Genomic DNA, 20,704 nt, shown 5'->3' on the forward strand with positions numbered 1-20,704 from the left:
CGTGCGCCCCGCCGCTTACTGTTCGAGCTCGGCGAGGATCGTCGACGACGCGTAGACCTTCTCGCCGATCGACACCTTCGCGCGGCTGCCGATCGGCAGGTACACGTCGACGCGCGAACCGAAGCGGATGAACCCGTAGCGCTGGCCGCGCGACAGCGGCTCGCCGGCGCGTACGTAGCAGAGAATCCGGCGGGCGACGAGGCCTGCGATCTGCACGGCGGTGACGGTCTTGCCGCTCGCCGTCTGGATCACGACCGCATTGCGCTCGTTCTCGGTCGACGCCTTGTCGATCGCCGCGTTCAGGAACGCGCCCGGGAAGTACTCGACCTTCGAGATCGCGCCATCGACAGGCGAACGCTGCGAATGGACGTTGAAGACATTCATGAACACGCTGATCTTCAGCGCTTCGCGGTTCGCGTACGGATCCTGGGTGGTCTCGACCGCGACGATGCGGCCGTCCGCCGGGCACAGCACCGCGTTCGGCTGCGCCGGGATCGGGCGCTGCGGATCGCGGAAGAACTGGACGACGAAAGCGAGCAGCAGCCAGAACGGCCACGCGAAGCCGAAGCCCCCGACGGCGTGGATCAACAGCGCGATGACGGCAGCAATCGCGATGAACGGCCAGCCTTCGCGCGCGATGATCGGATGAGGATAGTTCATGGATTCGTTCTGTGTTCGGTGAATTGCAAAGCCCGTAGCATAACAAAAGCCGCCCGGGGCACTGCTGCCTTCGGACGGCTTTTTGATGCCGACCCTCCACTCGAAGGGCCGGAACAGCACGCGGTGCTTAGTTCTTCGTCTGGTCGACGAGCTTGTTCTTCGCGATCCACGGCATCATCGCGCGCAGCTTCGCGCCGACCTGCTCGATCTGGTGCTCGGCCGTCAGGCGGCGGCGCGATTGCAGCGTCGGAGCGCCTGCCTTGTTCTCGAGAATGAAGCTCTTCGCGTACTCGCCCGTCTGGATGTCGGTCAGGCACTGCTTCATCGCCTTCTTCGTCTCTTCCGTGACGACGCGCGGGCCCGTCACGTACTCGCCGTACTCGGCGTTGTTCGAGATCGAGTAGTTCATGTTCGCGATGCCGCCTTCGTAGATCAGGTCGACGATCAGCTTCAGTTCGTGCAGGCACTCGAAGTACGCCATTTCCGGCGCGTAACCTGCTTCGACCAGCGTCTCGAAGCCGGCCTTGATCAGCTCGACGGTACCGCCGCACAGCACGGCCTGCTCGCCGAACAGGTCGGTTTCGGTCTCTTCACGGAAGTTCGTCTCGATGATGCCCGCACGGCCGCCGCCGTTCGCTGCCGCGTACGACAGCGCGATGTCGCGGGCCGCGCCCGACTTGTTCTGCGCAACCGCGATCAGGTGCGGCACGCCGCCACCTTGCGAGTACGTGCCGCGCACGGTGTGGCCCGGTGCCTTCGGCGCGATCATGATCACGTCGAGGTCGGCGCGCGGGATCACCTGGCCGTAGTGGACGTTGAAGCCGTGCGCGAATGCCAGCGCCGCGCCCTGCTTGATGTTCGCGTGCACTTCCTTCGCGTACACGTCGGCGATCTGCTCGTCCGGCAGCAGCATCATGACGACGTCCGCGCCCTTCACCGCTTCCGCGACTTCCTTGACCGACAGGCCGGCGTTTTCGGCCTTGCTCCACGACGCGCCGCCCTTGCGCAGGCCGACCGTCACGTTCACGCCGCTTTCCTTCAGGTTCAGCGCGTGTGCATGGCCTTGCGAGCCGTAGCCGATGATCGTGACTTGCTTGCCCTTGATGAGGGAGAGGTCAGCGTCTTTGTCGTAGAAAACGTTCATGATGGGTTCCTTCGCTAATTCAAAAATTCAACAATTCGTTCGGATGGAGTACTGCGGGCCGGGACATGACGGCGCACCCGGCGTGCCTGTTTGGCATTTCGGCATCACACCTTCAGGATGCGCTCGCCGCGTCCGATGCCGGAGCTGCCGGTACGCACGGTCTCGAGGATCGCGCTCGCGTCCAGCCCCTGGATGAATGCGTCGAGCTTGTCGCTCGCGCCCGTCAATTCGATCGTGTAGGTCTTTTCGGTCACGTCGATGATGCGGCCGCGGAAAATGTCCGACATCCGCTTCATTTCTTCGCGCTCCTTGCCCACTGCACGTACCTTGATCAGCATCAGCTCGCGTTCGATGTGTGCACCGTCGGTCAGGTCCACCACTTTCACCACCTCGATCAGGCGGTTCAGATGCTTCGTGATCTGTTCGATCACGTCGTCGGAGCCAATGGAAACGATGGTGAGCCGCGACAGCGATTGGTCTTCGGTCGGCGCCACCGTCAAGGTTTCGATGTTGTAGCCGCGTGCGGAAAACAGACCGACCACACGCGACAGCGCGCCCGGTTCGTTCTCCAGCAGGACGGAAATGATGTGTCTCATGTTCGCTTCTTCCAGAATGTGTCCGTGTCGATTCACTCGCGCCGCGCGCCGCCGCGTGCCGCACCGCCCTTCGTGAAGGCGGCCGCATCCGGCCTGAGCGCGCGTCGCGCCGTTACAGATCTTCCGATCCGAGCAGCATCTCGGTGATGCCCTTGCCGGCCTGTACCATCGGCCAGACGTTTTCGGTCGGATCGGTCTGGAAGTCGAGAAACACGGTGCGATCCTTCAGGCGCAGCGCTTCCTTCAGCGCCGGCTCCACATCCGAGGTCTTTTCGATCCGCATGCCGACATGGCCGTACGCTTCGGCGAGCTTCACGAAATCGGGCAGCGCATCCATGTACGAATGCGAATAGCGCTTGCTGTATTCGATCTGCTGCCACTGGCGAACCATGCCGAGGTAGCGGTTGTTCAGCGAAATGATCTTCACGGGCGTGTCGTACTGCAGGCAGGTCGACAGTTCCTGGATGCACATCTGGATCGAGCCTTCGCCCGTGATGCACAGCACGTCGTCGTCCGGGTGCGCCATCTTGACGCCCATCGCTGCCGGCAGGCCGAAGCCCATCGTGCCGAGGCCGCCGGAATTGATCCAGCGACGCGGCTTGTTGAAACGGTAGAACTGCGCGGCCCACATCTGGTGCTGGCCGACGTCCGAGCACACGAACGCATTGCCGTCCGTCAGCTCCCACGCCTTCTCGACCACGTACTGCGGCTTGATGATCTCGCTTTCGCGGTCGAACTTCAGGCAGTCCTTCGAGCGCCAGCCCTCGATGTCCTTCCACCATTGCGCGAGCGCGTCGGTGTCGGGGCCGTGCTCGGCTGTCTGCAGCTGCTCGATCAGCTCCTTCAGCACTTCCTTCACGTCGCCGACGATCGGGATGTCGACCTTCACGCGCTTCGAGATCGACGACGGGTCGATGTCGATGTGGATGATCTTGCGCGGACGCGACGCGAAGTGCGCCGGATCGCCGATCACGCGGTCGTCGAAGCGGGCACCGATCGCGATCAGCACGTCGCAGTGCTGCATCGCCATGTTCGCTTCGTAGGTGCCGTGCATGCCGAGCATGCCGAGGAATTTCTTGTCCGACGCGCGATAGCCGCCGAGGCCCATCAGCGTGTTCGTGACCGGGTAGCCGAGCAGGTCCGCGAACTGGTTCAGTTCGCGCGACGCGTCGGCGAGGATGATGCCGCCACCCGTGTAGATGTAGGGACGCTTCGCCGTCAGCAGCAGCGACACGGCCTTGCGGATCTGGCCCGAATGGCCTTTCGTGACGGGATTGTACGAACGCAGCGACACGCTCTTGACGGGCTCGTACTGGCACGGCGTCTTCGAGATGTCCTTCGGGATGTCGATCAGCACCGGGCCCGGACGGCCGGTGCGGGCGATATAGAACGCCTTCTTGACGGTTTCCGCGAGGTCGCGCACGTCCTTCACGAGGAAGTTGTGCTTCACGCACGGGCGCGTGATGCCGACCGTGTCGCATTCCTGGAATGCGTCCTGGCCGATCGCGGCAGTCGGCACCTGGCCGCTGATCACGACCATCGGGATCGAATCCATGTACGCCGTCGCGATGCCGGTCACCGCGTTGGTGACGCCGGGGCCCGACGTCACGAGGCAGACGCCGACATTGCCGGTGGAACGTGCATACGCATCGGCTGCGTGCACGGCCGCCTGTTCGTGGCGCACCAGCACGTGCTGAATCTTGTCCTGCTTGTAAAGCTCGTCGTAGATATAGAGAACCGAGCCGCCGGGGTAGCCCCAGATGAATTCGACGTTCTCGTCGGCCAGTGCCTTCATGAGCACGGTGGCGCCGATGGAGTCGCTATCGGGAGGGGAAAGGGGTTCCGACGTGGAGAATTCCGCGCTGGGCATGTTCATCTTTGACCTTTCGAATTTTCGGCAAAAAATTGATCGGGTGCTCTCTGCCGGGCTTGTGGCTCGGGTTCAAGCGGCGCGTCCAGTTTGAAGGGCGGGCTTCTTGGGCCAGCCTCAAATGAGACCATCACTTCATGTTGCGAATCGTTGACGATAGCGGGTCGTGATTGGGTCGTCAAGCAAAATATCCCGCAGCGCATCATGCGCGCCGCCCGGCACCCCGCCGCCGCGGCTCGCGCGCAACGCGCGGCGCCCAACCCGGTGCCAAGCAGCGTGAAAATTTGTTAGCATCCGCGGGTTTTACGAAATTTTTCGACCTTTTACACCACGCAGCGGTCCGCAGCGCATACCTTCACGGAATGGCATCAGACAAGGAACTCGCCGACTTTCTGGCGGGCGTCGAAAGGCGCGCGTTCAAGCAGGCTGCGTACGCGGTGCGTGACGACGATGCGTCGCTCGACATCGTGCAGGACGCGATGATCAAGCTGGCCGAGAAATACGGCGACCGGCCGGCGGCCGAGTTGCCGCTGCTTTTTCAGCGGATCCTGCAGAACACGATCCACGACTGGTTCCGCCGGCAGAAGGTCCGCAACACCTGGGTCACGCTCTTCTCGTCGCTGAACAACACCGACGACGAAGACTTCGACCCGCTCGAAACGCTCGAATCCGCGGACGACAACGCGGGCGTCGAGAGCAGCGAGCACCGCCTCGAAAGAGAGCAGGTTCTGGCCCTGATCGACGAAGAAATCCAGAAACTTCCGGCGCGTCAACGGGAAGCGTTCCTGATGCGTTATTGGGAAGATATGGATGTCGCCGAGACTGCCGCCGCAATGGGGTGCTCCGAAGGCAGCGTCAAGACGCACTGCTCACGAGCCACCCACACCCTGGCGCAAGCGCTCAAGGCCAAAGGAATCACGCTATGAGCTCCACTCCCGCAAACCGAGAACACGAATTCGCGCTGAAGGTGCGCCGCGCGCTGGATGAACGCGCGGCCGAACTGCCAGCCGCGACCACCGATCGGCTGGCCGTCGCCCGCCGGGCTGCGCTCGCGCGCAAGAAGCCCGAGCCCGCGACCGCGCCGGTGTTCGTGCCGGCCTTCGCCGGCGCGGCCGGCGCCTACGGCCCGGCGCCCACGAGCCGCCCGCAGGCGTCGTTCGCGCGCCGTTTGCTGCGCGCGTGGCCGCTCGCGCTGCTGCTCGCGGGGCTCATCGGCATCGCCTACTGGGAAGACATGCAGCGCACCGCCGAGCTCGCCGACATCGACGCGGCGATGCTCAGCGACGACTTGCCGCTCAACGCGTATCTCGATCACGGGTTCAACGCGTATCTTTCGCGCGCTCACTAACAGACAATAACGAGGGGATCGCACGGGTGAGTCAGAAGCGCGGCCTGGCCGTATTTTTCGGATGCGTGATCGCGATCGCCGTTTCCTACGTCGCCACCTATTCGCGATTCCACCCGTCCCCCGCGACGACTTCCGTCACGGCCAGCAGCCCTGCCGCGCCCGCATCGGCCGCGACCGGGCTGACCACCGACCTCCCGCCGCTGCCCCTGCCGGCCGCCACCGGCCCGCTGTCGTGGGCACGCCTCACGCCGGCGCAGCACGCGGCACTCGCGCCGTTCGCCGACCAGTGGGACGGCTTCAGCGACGCCCGCAAGCGCAAATGGCTGAAGATCGCATCGCGTTTCGCGAAGTTGACGCCGGATGACCAAAAGCGCCTGCAGGACCGGATGTCCGAATGGGCGCGGATGACGCCCGAGCAGCGCCGCGTCGCGCGAGAGAACTACCAGAGCGCGAAGGAGCTTTCCGCGCAGGCGCGCGAGCGCGCGTGGAAGGCCTACCAGCAGCTCCCCGAGGAGCAGAAGGAGCGTCTCGCCGCGGCCGAGCGGCGCCGCCGGCCGAGCGTCGTCAGCGCGCCGCCGACCGTCGCCGACCGTGACGTCCGCCGCCTCGTCAATTCGCACGATCACCCGGCAAGCGGTGCGGCCACCGCACCGGCGCTCGCCTCGGCCGGCGCCGCCGCGCCGCCGGTGCCCGCGTCGTCGACGGCCGGCGCCGCGTCCGCGCCCGCTCCAGTGGCGCCGGTGTCGCCCGCCGACGCGCCTTCGCTGTTCAAAGGCTCCTGAGCGGCCGTGGCGAACGCCCGCGCACCCGAGACTCCGGCCACCGCGCCGTCCGTGCGGCGGCGTCTCGCCGCGCTGCTCTACGAAGGCGTGCTGCTGTTCGGCGTCGTGTTCTTCGCGGGGCTCGCGTTCAGCCTCGCGACGCAGCAGCGCAACGGCCTCGTCCATCACAACCTGCTCGCCGCGTGGATCGCGCTCGTCGTCGGCGCGTACTTCATCTGGTTCTGGACCCATGGCGGCCAGACGCTGCCGATGAAGACCTGGCGGCTGCGGCTCGAATCGTCGAGCGGCCGGCCGCTGCGCGCCGGCCACGCGCTCGTCCGCTATGCGCTCGGCTGGCTGTGGTTCCTGCCGCCGCTCGCACTGCATCCGCTGCTCGGCCTGTCGGTGCCGGTCACGCTGGCGCTCACCGCCGCATGGATCGTCGCATGGGCCGGCGCCGCGCGGCTGCATGCCGGCGGCCAGTTTCCGCACGACCGGATCGCGCGCACGCGCGTCGTCGCCATGCCGCGCTGACGCGCCGCATTCGCCAGACGAAATCAGCTCGCCCAAGCCTCCGCCACCTCGCCTGACGGCCTGCCAGGCAACCGCCGACCGTTCGGTGCGGCAGATTGCACAACCCCGTTCATTCACTGCTAAACACCCTGCATAGGTCGTAATAAGAACGTCTCGTGACTGTCACGGCACAGTCACGCCCGCATGGCGGAATGCCGGTAATGTCAACCGGCGCGAGTCATGCATGGGCCAGAAAACGTCCGCGACCTCTCTTTTCCGTCACCCGATCGGCGCCCGCGCCGTCACCGCCTTCCTGTCCGGCTCGGCCGCAGCCGATGACCTGGCGTCGCAAGAACCGCCTGCCGAGCACGCCACGCAGCACGACGATCCCGACCCGTCCGCGCATCGCTACCGCACCATCTGGCTGTCCGACATCCACCTCGGCTCGAGCGGATGCCAGGCGCCGTACCTGCTCGACTTCCTGCGTCACAACGATTCGGAATACCTGTACCTCGTCGGCGACATCATCGACGGCTGGCAGTTGAAAAAAGGCTGGTACTGGCCGCAGGCGCACAACGACGTCGTGCAGAAGATCCTGCGCAAGGCGCGCAAGGGCACGCAGGTCGTCTACATCCCCGGCAACCACGACGAAGGCGCGCGACAGTTCTGCGACCTCGCGTTCGGCGACATCCAGGTGCGCGGCGAGGCGTTCCACACGACGCTCGCGGGCAAACGTTTGTGGATCGTGCACGGCGACCTGTTCGACGGCGTGATCCAGCACGCGAAATGGCTCGCGTACCTCGGCGACACGCTGTACACGCTGATCCTCGTGCTGAACCGCTGGTTCAACCGGATCCGCAGCCGGCTCGGCTTCCAGTACTGGTCGCTGTCGCAGTACCTGAAGCACCAGGTCAAGAACGCGGTCAACTTCATCTCGCAGTTCGAGACCGTGATGACCGACGAGGCGCGCCGCCGCGGCTGCGACGGCGTCGTGTGCGGCCACATCCACAAGGCCGAGATCCGCGATATCGACGGCGTGCTGTACTGCAACGACGGCGACTGGGTCGAAAGCCTGTCCGCGCTCGTCGAAACGATGGAAGGCGAACTGAAGATCGTCTACTGGACGGTGATGCGCACCGCGCCGTCGGAGACCACGTCGCGCAAGGCCAAGGCCACTGCCTGACACAACCCTACTTACAGGACAATGCCGCGATGAAGATCATGATCGTCACCGACGCGTGGGAACCGCAGGTCAACGGCGTCGTGCGCACGCTGAAGAGCACGTCGCGTGAACTCACGGCGCTCGGCCACCGCGTCGAACTGCTGACGCCGCTCGAGTTCCGCACGGTGCCCTGCCCGACCTACCCCGAGATCCGCCTGTCGATCCTGCCGTACCGCAAGCTGCGCGCGCGAATCGATGCGTTCGCGCCCGACGCGCTGCACATCGCGACCGAAGGCCCGCTCGGCCTCGCCGCGCGACGCTATGCGCGCACCCACAAGCTGCCGTTCACGACCGCATACCACACGCGCTTTCCGGAATACGTGCAGGCGCGCTTCGGCATCCCGCTGGCCGCAACCTACCGCTTCCTGCACTGGTTCCACGGCCCGTCGCTCGCGGTGATGGCGCCGACGCCGGTCGTCAAGCAGGATCTCGAGAAGTTCGGCTTCACGAACGTCGTGCTGTGGACGCGCGGCGTCGATCTCGACATCTTCCGCCCGATGGAGTCGAAGGTGCTCAACACCGCGCGGCCGATCTTCCTGTACGTGGGCCGCGTCGCGATCGAGAAGAACGTCGAGGCGTTCCTGCGCCTCGACCTGCCCGGCTCGAAGTGGGTCGCGGGCGAAGGCCCCGCGCTCGCGGAACTGAAGTCGCGCTACCCGGAAGCGAACTATCTCGGCGTGCTGTCACAGGCCGAGCTCGCGAAGGTGTATGCTGCGGCCGACGTGTTCGTGTTCCCGAGTCGCACCGACACGTTCGGCCTCGTGCTGCTCGAGGCGCTCGCCTGCGGCACGCCGGTCGCCGCGTATCCCGTCACGGGCCCGATCGACGTGCTCAGCGGCGGCGACGCGGGTACGATGCACGAGGACCTGCAGGAAGCCTGCCTCGAAGCGCTGAAGATCGAACGCACGACTGCGCGCGCGTGGGCAGAACGCTTCTCGTGGCGCGCGGCGTCCGAGCAGTTCGCATCGCATCTGAAGCCGCTGCCGAAGACCGCGTACTCGCCAGCCGAAGGTGCCGCCGTTTGAAACGAGACCTGAACGACAAGACCCCGCCCCCCGCCGCGACGCCGCAACGGCACCGCCCGTTCGACGAGGAAGAGCCGCATGGCGACACGGACGCGCACGCGTCCGAGCCGCTCGGCCCCGACGATCAACTGACGCCGCTGCCGCCGAACCCGTACAAGCGCCATCGCGGCATCACGCGCGCATGGTACGCACTCAAGCATTCGTTGAACGGCTTCCGTGTCGCGATCCGCGAGGAGAGCGCGTTTCGCCAGGAGCTCACGCTCGCCGCGCTGATGCTCCCGATCGGCGCGTTCGCGCCGGTGCCGGCTGCGTCACGCGCGCTGCTGATCGGCTCGGTGCTGCTGGTGCTGATCGTCGAACTGCTGAACTCGAGCGTCGAGGCCGCGATCGACCGCATCTCGCTCGAGCGCCACGAACTCTCCAAGCGCGCGAAGGACCTCGGCAGCGCGGCCGTGACGGTCGCGCTGTTCGCGTGCGTGACGACCTGGGGCTTCGTGCTCGGCCCGCTCGTCGCGCACTGGCTCGGCTTCTAGGCTTCCGGACGGCTGCCTGCGGGCGCGTTGCACACCGCCCGCGTGCGGCGCTGCACCATCCGTCGCGCGGGGCCGCGATCACGAAATGCGCCCGATGTGGCGAAACCCCGGTTTATAATCGTCCGCTAGACATAGAACAGCAACCCGCGCCGGACGAATCACGCAGCATCGATTGCAGCGCCCGCCAGTCCGGCACACACAGGGCCGGACGACATGGAAGCGAAACCTCCCCGCCGCACCCGCGAACGGATTCTCGAGTTGTCGTTGAAACTCTTCAACGAGATCGGCGAGCCGAACGTCACGACCACGACGATCGCCGAGGAAATGGAAATCAGTCCAGGCAACCTGTACTACCATTTCCGCAACAAGGACGACATCATCAACAGCATCTTCGCGCAGTTCGAGCAGCAGATCGAACGGCGGCTGCGCTTTCCCGAAGATCACCGTCCGACGATCGACGAAACCTGGTCGTACCTGCAGTACATGGCCGATTTCATGTGGACCTACCGGTTCCTGTATCGCGACCTCAACGACCTGCTCGCCCGCAACCGCACGCTCGAGACGCACTTCAAGCAGATCATCAGCCACAAGGTGCGCTTCGCGCGCGAGATGTGCGAGCTGCTCGTGTCCGACGCCGAGATGGTCGCGACGCCCGCCGAGATCGAGGTCATCGCCACCAACATGGCCGTTATTTCGACGTACTGGCTGTCGTATCAGTACGTGATGCATCCGCGCAAGTACAACGACCAGGACGCGATCCGCGAGGAACTGCACCAGGTCAGCATGCACGTGATCTCCGTGATGGCGCCGTACCTGCGCGGCCGTTCGCGCCAGCTGTTCGACGACCTGGTCTCCGGCAAGCTGCCGAAGCGCCAGTTCACCGACTACCTGCCGCCGCGCGACGGTTCGCCCCGCCCCGCCGACAGCCCGGTCACCGTTGGGCAGGCTCCCATCAAGGATTCCAAGCAATGAAGGCGGTCTGCGTTTACTGCGGCTCGTCGCCCGGCGTGCGACCCGTCTATGCCGACGCCGCGCGCGCATTCGGCCGAGCGCTCGTCGATGCAGACATCACGCTCGTGTACGGCGGCGGCCGTGTCGGCCTGATGGGCGTGATCGCCGACGAAGTGATGGCGGCCGGCGGCCGTGCGGTCGGCGTGATCCCCGAACTGCTCGTCGACAAGGAAGTCGGCCATACGGGGCTGTCGGAACTGCACGTCGTGCCCGACATGCACCACCGCAAGAAAATGATGGCCGACCTCGCCGACGCGTTCGTTGCGATGCCCGGCGGCGCCGGCACGCTCGAGGAGCTCTTCGAGGTCTACACGTGGGCGCAGCTCGGTTATCACCGCAAGCCCGTCGCGCTCTACAACATCGATTCGTTCTACGATCCGCTGATCGCGCTGCTGCGCCATACGGTCGACGAGGGTTTCATGCGTCCGGCCTATTTCGACGCGCTGTGCGTCGATTCGGAACCGATCGAACTGATCGAGCGGCTGCGCCGCTACCAGCCGCCCGCCAACGACAAGTGGGCGCCCGACGCAGCGAAGTAACCCTTCCCGGGAACCGCACACGATGACCGCACCGTCCGACCGCAAGGCCGTTCTCATCACCGGCGCGAGCCGCGGCATCGGCCGCGCGACCGCCGTGCTCGCGGCCGAACGCGGCTGGGACGTCGGCATCAACTACGCGCGCGACGCGGCGGCGGCCGAACTCACCGCGCAGGCCGTCCGCGACGCGGGCGGCCGTGCATGCGTGGTCGCGGGCGACGTCGCGAACGAAGCCGACGTCGTCGCGATGTTCGACACCGTCGCGGCCGCGTTCGGACGCCTCGACGCGCTCGTCAACAACGCGGGCATCGTCGCGCCGTCGATGCCGCTCGCCGACATGCCGGCCGACCGGCTGCGGCGGATGTTCGACACCAACGTGCTCGGCGCGTACCTGTGCGCGCGCGAAGCCGCGCGCCGGCTGTCCACCGACCGCGGCGGCCAGGGCGGCGCGATCGTCAACGTATCGTCGATCGCATCCCGGCTCGGCTCGCCGAACGAATACGTTGACTACGCGGGCTCGAAAGGCGCGGTCGACTCGCTGACGATCGGCCTTGCGAAGGAACTCGGCCCGCACGGCGTGCGCGTCAACGCGGTGCGACCCGGCCTGATCGAGACCGAAATACACGCGAGTGGCGGCCAGCCGGGCCGTGCGGCCCGCCTCGGCGCGCAAACGCCGCTCGGCCGCGCGGGCGAAGCGCAGGAAATCGCCGAAGCGATCGTCTGGCTGCTCGGCGACGCGGCGTCCTACACGACGGGCGCCCTGCTCGACGTCGGCGGCGGCCGGTAACCGCGCGCGGCAAATCAAAACCGCCGCCTCAAGCTATCTGTCGTCACAGCGCCACAAATCTTCACAATTTCGTGACGGTTTCAGTAAACATCCGTAATAGTTCCGTGATCTACTAGCGTACATTCAGACAGGTGTCATAAACGCCTGTTCCTTGCCGCCCTGATGTGGCCCTTATCGGTCCGGCCCATGTCGCCGAACCGGCTCGACTCGACCCGAGATCTTTTCCATGCCTGGAACCGCAGCGCCCAGCCGGCGACGCACGTCCGTGCCCGCTCCGGCCCCGCACGCACACCCGACCGCCGACGCGAACCTCACCGCGACGCTTGACACCGCCGGCACGCCCGTCGTCGCCGCGACCGCCGCAACCAGCACCGCGCGCGACCGCTCGCTCCTGCTCGGCTGGCGCGCGTGGCTGCTCGTCGTCGCCCTGGTCTGCGCGTATGTGCTGCCCGGCGTGCTCGGCCACGACCCGTGGAAACAGGACGAAACCTACACGTTCGGCATCATCCAGCACATGCTCGAGACGGGCGACTTCGTCGTGCCGACCAATGCCGGCCTGCCGTTCATGGAAAAGCCGCCGCTTTACGCGTGGGTCGCGACCAGCCTTGCATGGCTGCTGCAGCGCGTGATGCCGCTGCACGACGCGGCACGGCTCGCGAGCGCGTTGTTCGCGGCACTCGCGTTCGGCTTCATCGCACGCGCGGCGCGCGTCGCCAGCCGCGCGGACAGCTGGTTCGACCTGCGCGTGATCGGTCCCGTCGTGCTGAGCGCGGGCACGCTCGTCGTCATCAAGCACATGCACGACATGATGACGGACGTCGCGCTGTTCGCCGGTACGGCAATGGGCTTCTGCGGGCTGCTCGAACTCGTGATGCAGCACGTCGCGCGCGCGCAGCAGATGCGGCACGGGCTGCCGGTCCGGCCGTCGGGCCGCTGGGCCGCGCCGATCTTCGGCGCGGGCGTCGGCATCGCGCTGATGACGAAGGGGCTGTTCGTGCCGCTCGTATTCGCGGCCACGCTCGTCGGCGCGCTGGTGCTCTACCCGGCCTGCCGTACCCGCTCGTTCGCGCGCGCGCTCGGCGTCGCCGCGCTCGTGTTCGCGCCGTTCGCGCTGATCTGGCCGACCGCGCTGTTCCTGCGCTCCGAGACGCTGTTCATGACGTGGTTCTGGGACAACAACGTCGGCCGTTTCTTCGGTTTCTCCGTCCCCGAACTCGGTGCGGAAAACGACAAGCCGTTCTTCATCCTGCGCGCGTTCCTGCTCGTCGGCTTCCCGGTCGCGCCGCTCGCGATCGTTGCGCTCGCGCGCGGTGCGTGGCGCGACTGGCGCACGCCGCGCATCGCGCTGCCCGTGCTGTTCGCCGGCATCGGGCTGGCGGTGCTGCAAGTGTCCGCAACGTCGCGCCAGCTCTACATCCTGCCGTTCTTCGCACCGCTCGCGCTGGTCGCCGCGCAGGCGATCGAACGCATTCCGCGCACGCTGCATCTCGCGTGGGATTACTTCAGCCGCGTGCTGTTCGGCACCACCGCCGCGCTCGCCTGGGCAATCTGGGCAGTGATGGCCGACCCGACCGCGTCGCGCGCGGATCTCGCGCCGCTCGGCCGCTGGCTGCCGCTCGACTGGACAATGCCGATCGAGCCCGCGCTCGTGGTCGGTGCGCTCGCGCTGACGGTCGGCTGGCTGACGCTGCTGCCGAAGCTGCGCACGACGGGACTCTGGCGCGGCGCGCTGTCGTGGGGCGCCGGCGCGCTCGTCGCGTGGGGGCTCGTCTATACGCTGCTGCTGCCGTGGCTCGACGTCGCGAAGAGCTACCGCTCGGTGTTCGACGACCTGAACGCGCATCTCGCGCTCGAATGGAACGACGGCGACTGCATGGCGAGCCTGCACGGGCTCGGCGAATCGGAAGCGCCGATGCTGTACTACTTCTCCGGCATCCAGCACACGCCGATCGACGACGCGAAGACGACGCGCTGCACGTGGATGATCGTCCAGGGTGTGCGGGCCGTCGATCCGGCGCCCGGCAGCGAATGGAAACTGTTCTGGACGGGCGCGCGCCCAGGCGACAACGAGGAACTGCTGCGCGTCTACGTGCGCACGCCCGAACAGCACCTGCAGTGACGCAAGACGGCGCGCGCCGTCTTGCCTGCCTTCATCTCCGGCAAAGGTTGAAACCGGCCGTCTGAGCAGTGCGCAACCGCCGGGCGATGCGCGCCGCCAGCCGGTTTCCCCGACCGCCAACGCACCCGCGCGAATCCGCGGGCTCGCCCCTCCCCGCTTCAGTCACGCAACCGCCCGGATCGTCAGAACGACGAACCGGGTTCGCGAAGAAACGCCGTCTCCTCATCGGTCGACGTCCGGCCGAGAATCGCGTTCCGGTGCGGAAAGCGGCCGAAGCGCTCGACCACGGCCGCATGCCGCAACGCGAAGCGGTGATAGCCCTCGCATCCTGCCTCGCCGCGAATGCCCGCGCACAGGCGCACCGCTTCGCGCTGGCTGTCGGTCGATTCGTCGTGTTCGAACGGCAGATACGCGAACGCACGGTGATGGCCGCTCGGCAGCTGCGCATCCCAGCCGGCCGCGACGACACGGCGGGCGAGCGCGAGCGCCTTCGGATCGGCGGCAAACGCGCGCGGCGTGCCGCGATGGATGTTGCGCGAGAACTGGTCGAGCACGACGATCAACGCAAGCGCACCCGACGGCGAGCCGGCCCAGTGATCGCATGCGCCGTCGCACGCGGCGTCGAGCAGCGCGCCGTAGCGCGTGCGCAGCACGTCGTCGAACGCCGCGCCGCCGTTGAACCAGATCTTGCGTTCCTGCCCGAATTCGGCCGAGCCCGGCTCGCCGAACCAGAAATCCAGAATCTCCCGCGCTTGCGGATCCAGCGCCGCCGCGCCCGCCACCCCGATGTCGATCGTCATGCAAACTCCAGTACGAGGCGCCGCGTGCGCGCGCTCTTCTTTTCAAGTTTCGCGACGCGCAGGTCGCCGATTTCCGACGTGTTGCGCACATGCGTGCCGCCGCACGGCTGCAGGTCGACCTGCTCGATGCGCAGCAGCCGCACGCGGCCGAGACCCATCGGCGGCTTTACGCTCATCGTGCGCACGAGTTCGGGCCGCTCGGCCATCTCGTCGTCGGTGATCCATTCGGTCGTGACCGGATGCGCGCCGACGACCAGGCCGGCGAGGCGCCGCTCGACGTCGTCGCGGTCGATCGCGTCGGACGTCGCGAAATCGAGCCGCACGTAGTCGGCCGTCACGCTGCAGCCGTCGACCGCGTACGGGAGCACCGCGCACATCAGGTGCGCGGCCGTATGCAGGCGCATGTGCCGGTAACGGCGCAGCCAGTCGATCTCAGCCACCACGCGCGTGCCGGGCACGAGCGCCGCGACGCGCGCCTCCTGCCCCGGTGCCGGCACGTGCACGGCGTCGTCGGGCGTCGCGCCGTCGAACTTTGCCTTGCGCGTATCGGCGATCGCGATCGTGCTGCCGTCGGGCAGGGTCAGCGTGCCGGTGTCGCCGGCCTGGCCGCCGCCGAGCGGATAGAACACGGTGCGGTCGAGCCGGATGCCGTCGTCGCCGACAGCCTCGACGACCGCATCGCATTTCGTGAGGTACGCGTCTTCGCGAAACAGCGCTTGTGTCGTCATCGGGCGAGCCTCGTATCGATTGGGGGAAACGGCCAGTGTCGCGCCGCGCGGCGTGCGCGCCCAGACGCAGATCGTCCCGCGCGCGGGCAGCGGCGTACCGGTCGATCAACCGGGCCGGTTGCGCATCCAGTCGGCCGTGTCGTAGAACGAATGCATGAGCCGCTCGCGCAGCGGCTCCGGCAGCCCAATATCCTCCATCGCCCACGCCATGCAGCGCAGCCACTGGTCGCGCTCGACCGACGCGATCGGGAACGGCAGATGCCGCGCGCGCAGCCGCGGATGGCCGAACCGGCTGATGTAGTGGTCAGGGCCGCCAAGCCAGCCGCACAGGAACCAGAACAGCTTGTCGCGCGAGCCGTCGAGCGATGCCGGGTGCACCGCGCGAATCTGCGCGAACTCGGGCTCGAGGTCCATCAGGTCGTAGAAGCGGTCCACCATTTCGCGCACGCGGGCTTCGCCGCCCACGAGCTCGAACGCCGTCGGTTGCGACGGCGCATCGTCATTCACATCGGTCATACGGATAGTCGGAAAACGGGATCTTCGGGGCTGCCTGCGACGCTCAAGCGTCGCGCAGCGACTGCAGCGCGGGGCGCCGCAACACATTATGCAGGCTCAGCCAGCCGGCCGCACCGGCGCACACGATGCCGGCCGCGATGCCGGCCGGCACGAGCCACGGATCGACGGCGAGCCGGAATTCGAACACGCGCGACGCGAGCACCCAGCCGACCGCGATCGCGCCCGCCGACGCGAGCGCGCCGGCCAGTGCGCCGACCACGACGAATTCCGCGCGCTGCACCGCGTTGACTTGCGCACGCGATGCGCCGAGCGCGCGCAGCAGCGCGGCCTCGCGCACCCGCTCGTCGCGCGAGCCGGCGAGCGCCGTGTACAGCACGAGCACGCCGGCCGCGAGCGTGAACGCGAACAGGAACTGCACCGCGCCGACCACCTGCAGCATCATCCGCTGCAACTGCGCGAGGATCGGCGCGACATCGATCGCGGTCAGGTTCGGGTAGCGCGCGATCAGCGGATCGAGCAGCGCGGCGTTCGATGCGGGCAGATGGAAGCTCGTGAGGTAGACGGCCGGGAAATCCTTCAGCACCGGCGGCGGCATCAGCACGAAGAAGTTGACGCGGAACGTGCCCCAGTCGAGCTTGCGCACGCTCGTGATCGGCGCGTCGACCGTCAGCCCCGTCACGTCGAAGCGCAGCGTGTCGCCCGGCTTCACGTTCAGCATCTTCGCGAGGCCGGCCTCGATCGAGATCTGCGGCGTGGCCGCGGCGCCGAACCAGTCGCCTGCGACGATCCGGTTGTCGGACGGCAGCTCGGTCGTATAAGACAGGTTGAACTCGCGGTCGACGAGCCGGCGCGCCTCGTCGGACGGATACGCGTCCGGATTCACCGGCTTGCCGTTGATCGCGACGAGGCGGCCGCGCACCATCGGCGCGGGCACCGCATCGCGCACGCCGTGCGCGACCAGATAGGCCGCGACGTCGTCGCGCTGGTCGGGCTGGATGTCGATCAGGAACTGGTTCGGCGCATCGGGCGGCGTCGACTGCCGCCAGCCCGCGACGAGGTCGTTGCGCGTGATCGCGATCAGCAGCAGGCACATCAGGCCGAGCGCGAGCGCGGTGATCTGCAGCGCGCTGGCCGCGCCGCGCCGGTGCAGCGACGCGAGCGCGTAGCGCCAGCCGACGCCCGCGGCCACGCGCGCGTTGCGCACCGCCCGCGCGGCGGCGAACAGCACGAGCCGCGCGATCAGCGCGAACCCGACCAGCGCGCCGGCGAAGCCGCCCGCGACGATCAGGCCGAGCTTCAGGTTGCCGGCGGCCGCGATCAGCAGCCCCGCGAACAACACGACGCCGATCGCATATGCAGCCCACGCGGTGCGCGACGCATCGCCCCACTCGCGGCGCAGCACGCGCACCGGCGGCACGCGCGTGAGCGGCACGAGCGGCGGCAGCGCGAAGCCGAGCAGCAGCACCAGTGCCGCGCCCACGCCGATGAGCGCCGGCCACGGCGTGGGCGGCGGCAGCACGACCTCGATCAGGCCGCCGAGCGCGGCCAGCAATGCCCAGTGGCCGCCGTAGCCGAGCACCGCGCCCGCGGCACCCGACACGATCCCGATGCCGACGAATTCGAGCGCGAACAGCGCGCCGAGCGTGCGGCGGCTCACGCCGAGGCAGCGCATCGTCGCGCAGCCGTCGAGATGGCGCCGCATGTAGCGCTGCGCGGCCATCGCGATCGCGACCGCCGCGAGCAGCGCGGTCAGCAGCGCGACGAGCGTCAGGAAATGGCGCGCGCGATCCAGCGTCTGCCGCACCTGCGGCTGGCCCTCTTGCAGCGACTCGAGACCGACGCCGCGCAGCTTCCCGCCGTCGACGCGCTCGTGCGCATAGGTTTCGAAGCGCGTGACGGCCTGCGCGTCGCCGGCAACCAGCAGCCGGTACGTGACGCGGCTGCCGTAGCCCGTGAGCCCCGTCGCGGCGAGTTCGTCCGCGCGCATCATCAGCCGCGGCGAAAAATTGACGAACGAGAAACCGCGATCGAGCTCGCGGGAGATCGACGCGGCGACCGTGAACGTGCGCAGCCCGACGCGCACGGTATCGCCCGCCTTCAGGTGCAACGCGTCGAGCAGCGCGGGATCGGCCCACACGGTGCCGGGCGCGGGAATCGCGTCCGCCTTGTGCGCGGCAGCGGCGCCGGCCGGCATTATCTCGACCGCGCCGCGCAGCGGATACCCTGCCGACACGGCCTTCACGGCCGCGAGGCGTGCGGGCGCTGCATCGGTTGCCTGCCCGCCCGCGGCGGACGCGATCATGCTCGGGAAAATCGCGGTCGTCGCGGTACGCAGGCCGAGCGCGCGGGCCTGGCGGTCGAACGACGGATCGACGGGACGGTCGGCGCGCACGACGAAATCGGCGCCGAGCATCTGGCGCGCGTCGCGCTCGAGCCCCTGGCGCAGCCGGTCGGCGAGAAAGCCGACGCTCGTCAGTGCCGCGACCGCGAGCACCAGCGCGAGTACGAGCAGCGTCAACTCGCCCGCGCGCCAGTCGCGCGCGGTCATCCGTGCAGCCTGGCGGATCAGGTCGCGCAGGCCGAAACGGCCGGCATGCGCGGGCATGTCATGGCCGGGTTGCCCGGCCGGCGGCTGCGCCGCGTGTTGCCGCCCCTTCAATCGCGCTTCCCCCCGATCGAGTTGAGCCGCGACACCATGTGGTTCGCCATCCCGCGAAAGCCGCCCGACACGCCGCGCCACAGGCGCGGCAGCGCCCAGGCCGAAGCGGCGATGAAGGCGGCGAGCAGCACGAGGAACGCGAGCGGGACGAAGAACGCGAGCACGAGCCCGCCGACCACGAGGCCATCTTCGGTCGACGACGCGACCCAGTTCGAAATCGGTTCGGGAGACAGGTTGATCAGCGCGCGCGTACCGGCCTTCGCCACGTGCGCGGCGCCGGCAAGCGAACCGCCGGCGAGCCCGGCGACCGCCAGCACGGTCGGATCGGCATGGCCCAGGGCGCCGGCCGCGAGCACGGCGCCGGCCGGGATCCGGATGAAGGTGTGCACGGCATCCCACAGCGAGTCGAACGCGGGGATCTTGTCGGCGAGGAATTCGGTGAGGGTGAGCACGGCCGCGGCACCGATGACCCACGGCGACATCAGGACGGCCAGCGTGTCGGGCAGATGAAGCCAGCCGACCCGCGCCAGCACGCCGGCGATCAGCACCGTCAGGTACAGGCGCAGCCCGCTCGCCCACGCGAGCCCCGCGCCGAGCGAAATGGCTTCGATCATGGCCCTCTCCTTGCACTTTCCGTGCGCTTTGCCGATCGATCGGATCGGGTCGGTCAGACCGGCCGCGCGGCGCGTGGCGACCGGCGCCGCATGCCGCGAACGGCACAACGGCATTCAGGCCCGAATGCGTTCCATTATAGACAGGTTAGAACCTGCTCCCGCTAATAACGGGCTTGCGCCGGCCACCAGAAGGGCCGAGCGCAAGGGATACGACGACCAACGGAAGTCCCAGTGGGACGAAGCGAATACCCGACGTATTCGCGACGCGCATGACGCCGCGATCGGTCCGGTGGCCAGTCCCACAGTGATTTTTTCCAAACAGGGGAACGTGCCGCGCCTGCGCAATTCCGCAGTGCGGTGCCCAGCGCGTCCGGGACTCCGGCGTCACGCGGCCGACGACAGCTTGAGGCCGACCAGCCCCGCGACGATCAGCGCAGCGCTCGCGACGCGCGCGACGGTCAGCGCCTCGCCCATCATCACGATGCCGAACACGAACGCGCCGACCGCGCCGATGCCCGTCCACACCGCGTACGCGGTGCCGAGCGGCAACTGGCGCATCGCGACCGCGAGCAGCCCGAAGCTGGCCAGCGCGGTCACGATCGTAAACACCGACGGACCGAACTTCGTGAAGCCGTCCGACGATTTCATGCCGGCCGCCCAGGCCACTTCCAGCACACCGGCAATCAACAACAGTACCCACGCCATCTCGACGTACTCCGTATCGGATGGGGCCGTCCCCGTTGAAGCGAATGACCCGGGGTCGTCCCCGGGCGGCGCCGAGTATAACAAGAGGCTTACGGATATGCCGGACGCGGCGCACGGCCGGCGGCCGATCCGCGGCAGGATCGGCCGGGCCCGATCAGTTCGACATCAATTCGATACGCGCTTCGGCGCAACGCCGCCGACGCAGCGGTCGTCGCGGTACAGCGCCCACTCATCGCACGCGCGGCCATCCTTGAACATGCACATCCCGACCTGCCCGCTCGGCAGGCTGCGGATCACGTGGCGACCGCCGAGCTTCTCGCAGTTGACCGACGCGGGATTGGCGAGCGCGGCCTGCGCGGGCGGCTGTTGCCCCTGCGGCAGCGGTTGGGCATACGCGCCGGGCGCAGTCAGCGCCAGCGCACAGATGACGGCCAGACGGACGGACATTGCACGCTCCTCGATTTTGTTCGCGGAACGGTCAGCATAACGGGGATTGCGCGGCCGGTGTGGAAGGCCGGCGCCGGCCGCGCGACTGTCGCGCCGACGCAACCCCGCCG

At 67.8% G+C, this 20,704-nt stretch carries 22 protein-coding genes; 11 read left to right on the forward strand and 11 right to left on the reverse strand.

The genetic code is table 11. The features are described 5' to 3' along the window. Positions 1–15: 15 nt before the first annotated feature. From ABD05_RS01340 to ABD05_RS01355, 4 genes are all read right to left on the reverse strand, one after another. Positions 16–660 carry a phosphatidylserine decarboxylase gene (locus tag ABD05_RS01340; protein WP_047898619.1) on the reverse strand — a complete coding sequence of 215 codons (645 nt, stop codon included), beginning with the start codon at positions 658–660 and terminating at the stop codon, positions 16–18. Between the two features lie 127 nt (positions 661–787). Then, positions 788–1,804, reverse strand: a complete 1,017-nt coding sequence (gene ilvC / locus ABD05_RS01345) for a ketol-acid reductoisomerase (RefSeq protein ID WP_047898620.1) — start codon at positions 1,802–1,804, stop codon at positions 788–790. A 104-nt stretch (positions 1,805–1,908) separates the two neighbouring features. Then, a complete protein-coding gene (ilvN, locus tag ABD05_RS01350; protein WP_006750445.1) occupies positions 1,909–2,400 on the reverse strand; it encodes an acetolactate synthase small subunit in 492 nt (163 codons plus the stop codon). Positions 2,401–2,512: 112 nt separating this feature from the next. Continuing rightward, positions 2,513–4,276: an acetolactate synthase 3 catalytic subunit gene (locus tag ABD05_RS01355; RefSeq protein WP_047898621.1), complete on the reverse strand. Its 1,764-nt coding sequence runs from the start codon at positions 4,274–4,276 to the stop codon at positions 2,513–2,515. Between the two features lie 356 nt (positions 4,277–4,632). On the opposite strand from ABD05_RS01355, the gene ABD05_RS01360 reads away from it, so the two are divergent. The 11 genes from ABD05_RS01360 to ABD05_RS01410 all read left to right on the forward strand — a co-directional run bounded on the left by ABD05_RS01360 (position 4,633) and on the right by ABD05_RS01410 (position 14,125). After that, complete coding sequence (locus tag ABD05_RS01360; protein ID WP_047898622.1) at positions 4,633–5,196, forward strand: RNA polymerase sigma factor; 564 nt, start codon at positions 4,633–4,635, stop codon at positions 5,194–5,196. Beyond that, positions 5,193–5,618 carry a DUF3619 family protein gene (locus ABD05_RS01365; protein ID WP_047898623.1) on the forward strand — a complete coding sequence of 142 codons (426 nt, stop codon included), beginning with the start codon at positions 5,193–5,195 and terminating at the stop codon, positions 5,616–5,618. The genes ABD05_RS01360 and ABD05_RS01365 overlap by 4 nt, the downstream gene beginning before the upstream one ends. Before the next feature lie 26 nt (positions 5,619–5,644). Continuing rightward, a complete protein-coding gene (locus tag ABD05_RS01370; RefSeq protein WP_047898624.1) occupies positions 5,645–6,400 on the forward strand; it encodes a DUF3106 domain-containing protein in 756 nt (251 codons plus the stop codon). Between the two features lie 6 nt (positions 6,401–6,406). Beyond that, positions 6,407–6,913 carry an RDD family protein gene (locus tag ABD05_RS01375; protein ID WP_047898625.1) on the forward strand — a complete coding sequence of 169 codons (507 nt, stop codon included), beginning with the start codon at positions 6,407–6,409 and terminating at the stop codon, positions 6,911–6,913. 223 nt (positions 6,914–7,136) lie between these two features. After that, positions 7,137–8,075, forward strand: a complete 939-nt coding sequence (locus ABD05_RS01380) for a UDP-2,3-diacylglucosamine diphosphatase (protein ID WP_047898626.1) — start codon at positions 7,137–7,139, stop codon at positions 8,073–8,075. 29 nt (positions 8,076–8,104) lie between these two features. Then, a complete protein-coding gene (locus ABD05_RS01385) occupies positions 8,105–9,139 on the forward strand; it encodes a glycosyltransferase family 4 protein (RefSeq protein WP_047898627.1) in 1,035 nt (344 codons plus the stop codon). Beyond that, positions 9,136–9,672 (forward strand): diacylglycerol kinase, encoded by a 537-nt coding sequence (locus tag ABD05_RS01390; RefSeq protein WP_047898628.1) that lies wholly within the window; start codon positions 9,136–9,138, stop codon positions 9,670–9,672. The genes ABD05_RS01385 and ABD05_RS01390 overlap by 4 nt, the downstream gene beginning before the upstream one ends. Positions 9,673–9,885: 213 nt before the next feature. Next, complete coding sequence (locus ABD05_RS01395) at positions 9,886–10,644, forward strand: TetR/AcrR family transcriptional regulator (protein ID WP_047898629.1); 759 nt, start codon at positions 9,886–9,888, stop codon at positions 10,642–10,644. After that, on the forward strand, positions 10,641–11,222 hold the full coding sequence (locus tag ABD05_RS01400; protein WP_047898630.1) for an LOG family protein: 582 nt from the start codon (positions 10,641–10,643) through the stop codon (positions 11,220–11,222). The genes ABD05_RS01395 and ABD05_RS01400 overlap by 4 nt, the downstream gene beginning before the upstream one ends. 22 nt (positions 11,223–11,244) lie before the next feature. Next, positions 11,245–12,006, forward strand: coding sequence for an SDR family oxidoreductase (locus tag ABD05_RS01405; protein ID WP_047898631.1), 762 nt, complete (start codon positions 11,245–11,247; stop codon positions 12,004–12,006). 226 nt (positions 12,007–12,232) lie between these two features. Continuing rightward, positions 12,233–14,125, forward strand: a complete 1,893-nt coding sequence (locus ABD05_RS01410) for an ArnT family glycosyltransferase (RefSeq protein ID WP_047898632.1) — start codon at positions 12,233–12,235, stop codon at positions 14,123–14,125. Positions 14,126–14,307: 182 nt separating this feature from the next. Here the strand turns inward: ABD05_RS01410 and ABD05_RS01415 are convergent, their stop codons facing one another. The 7 genes from ABD05_RS01415 to ABD05_RS01445 form a co-directional block, all read right to left on the reverse strand. Continuing rightward, entirely contained in the window at positions 14,308–14,925 is a 618-nt protein-coding gene (locus ABD05_RS01415) for a DUF924 family protein (RefSeq protein ID WP_047898633.1), read from the reverse strand. Beyond that, positions 14,922–15,653 (reverse strand): alanyl-tRNA editing protein, encoded by a 732-nt coding sequence (locus tag ABD05_RS01420; protein WP_047898634.1) that lies wholly within the window; start codon positions 15,651–15,653, stop codon positions 14,922–14,924. The genes ABD05_RS01415 and ABD05_RS01420 overlap by 4 nt, the downstream gene beginning before the upstream one ends. Before the next feature lie 105 nt (positions 15,654–15,758). Further along, entirely contained in the window at positions 15,759–16,169 is a 411-nt protein-coding gene (locus ABD05_RS01425; RefSeq protein ID WP_047898635.1) for a group II truncated hemoglobin, read from the reverse strand. Positions 16,170–16,212: 43 nt separating this feature from the next. Next, on the reverse strand, positions 16,213–18,774 hold the full coding sequence (locus tag ABD05_RS01430; RefSeq protein ID WP_047901026.1) for an ABC transporter permease: 2,562 nt from the start codon (positions 18,772–18,774) through the stop codon (positions 16,213–16,215). 50 nt (positions 18,775–18,824) lie between these two features. Further along, positions 18,825–19,442: a DUF4126 domain-containing protein gene (locus tag ABD05_RS01435; protein ID WP_034190778.1), complete on the reverse strand. Its 618-nt coding sequence runs from the start codon at positions 19,440–19,442 to the stop codon at positions 18,825–18,827. Positions 19,443–19,826: 384 nt separating this feature from the next. Further along, a complete protein-coding gene (sugE, locus tag ABD05_RS01440; protein ID WP_047898636.1) occupies positions 19,827–20,147 on the reverse strand; it encodes a quaternary ammonium compound efflux SMR transporter SugE in 321 nt (106 codons plus the stop codon). Between the two features lie 165 nt (positions 20,148–20,312). Next, on the reverse strand, positions 20,313–20,594 hold the full coding sequence (locus ABD05_RS01445) for a DUF333 domain-containing protein (RefSeq protein ID WP_047898637.1): 282 nt from the start codon (positions 20,592–20,594) through the stop codon (positions 20,313–20,315). Between the last annotated feature and the right edge of the window lie 110 nt (positions 20,595–20,704).

This window comes from Burkholderia pyrrocinia (assembly GCF_001028665.1).
Lineage (GTDB): Bacteria > Pseudomonadota > Gammaproteobacteria > Burkholderiales > Burkholderiaceae > Burkholderia > Burkholderia pyrrocinia.

Excerpts from the sequence above, each read along its gene's own strand:
- ABD05_RS01445 (WP_047898637.1), bottom strand. The coding sequence starts at position 20,594 with ATGTCCGTCCGTCTGGCCGTCATCTGTGCGCTGGCGCTGACTGCGCCC.
- ABD05_RS01410 (WP_047898632.1), top strand. The coding sequence starts at position 12,233 with ATGCCTGGAACCGCAGCGCCCAGCCGGCGACGCACGTCCGTGCCCGCT.
- ABD05_RS01430 (WP_047901026.1), bottom strand. The coding sequence starts at position 18,774 with ATGCCCGCGCATGCCGGCCGTTTCGGCCTGCGCGACCTGATCCGCCAG.
- ABD05_RS01425 (WP_047898635.1), bottom strand. The coding sequence starts at position 16,169 with ATGACCGATGTGAATGACGATGCGCCGTCGCAACCGACGGCGTTCGAG.
- ABD05_RS01420 (WP_047898634.1), bottom strand. The coding sequence starts at position 15,653 with ATGACGACACAAGCGCTGTTTCGCGAAGACGCGTACCTCACGAAATGC.
- sugE (WP_047898636.1), bottom strand. The coding sequence starts at position 20,147 with ATGGCGTGGGTACTGTTGTTGATTGCCGGTGTGCTGGAAGTGGCCTGG.
- ABD05_RS01365 (WP_047898623.1), top strand. The coding sequence starts at position 5,193 with ATGAGCTCCACTCCCGCAAACCGAGAACACGAATTCGCGCTGAAGGTG.
- ABD05_RS01405 (WP_047898631.1), top strand. The coding sequence starts at position 11,245 with ATGACCGCACCGTCCGACCGCAAGGCCGTTCTCATCACCGGCGCGAGC.
- ABD05_RS01415 (WP_047898633.1), bottom strand. The coding sequence starts at position 14,925 with ATGACGATCGACATCGGGGTGGCGGGCGCGGCGGCGCTGGATCCGCAA.
- ABD05_RS01340 (WP_047898619.1), bottom strand. The coding sequence starts at position 660 with ATGAACTATCCTCATCCGATCATCGCGCGCGAAGGCTGGCCGTTCATC.
- ABD05_RS01360 (WP_047898622.1), top strand. The coding sequence starts at position 4,633 with ATGGCATCAGACAAGGAACTCGCCGACTTTCTGGCGGGCGTCGAAAGG.
- ABD05_RS01385 (WP_047898627.1), top strand. The coding sequence starts at position 8,105 with ATGAAGATCATGATCGTCACCGACGCGTGGGAACCGCAGGTCAACGGC.
- ABD05_RS01400 (WP_047898630.1), top strand. The coding sequence starts at position 10,641 with ATGAAGGCGGTCTGCGTTTACTGCGGCTCGTCGCCCGGCGTGCGACCC.
- ABD05_RS01395 (WP_047898629.1), top strand. The coding sequence starts at position 9,886 with ATGGAAGCGAAACCTCCCCGCCGCACCCGCGAACGGATTCTCGAGTTG.
- ABD05_RS01380 (WP_047898626.1), top strand. The coding sequence starts at position 7,137 with ATGGGCCAGAAAACGTCCGCGACCTCTCTTTTCCGTCACCCGATCGGC.
- ABD05_RS01435 (WP_034190778.1), bottom strand. The coding sequence starts at position 19,442 with ATGATCGAAGCCATTTCGCTCGGCGCGGGGCTCGCGTGGGCGAGCGGG.
- ilvN (WP_006750445.1), bottom strand. The coding sequence starts at position 2,400 with ATGAGACACATCATTTCCGTCCTGCTGGAGAACGAACCGGGCGCGCTG.
- ilvC (WP_047898620.1), bottom strand. The coding sequence starts at position 1,804 with ATGAACGTTTTCTACGACAAAGACGCTGACCTCTCCCTCATCAAGGGC.
- ABD05_RS01355 (WP_047898621.1), bottom strand. The coding sequence starts at position 4,276 with ATGAACATGCCCAGCGCGGAATTCTCCACGTCGGAACCCCTTTCCCCT.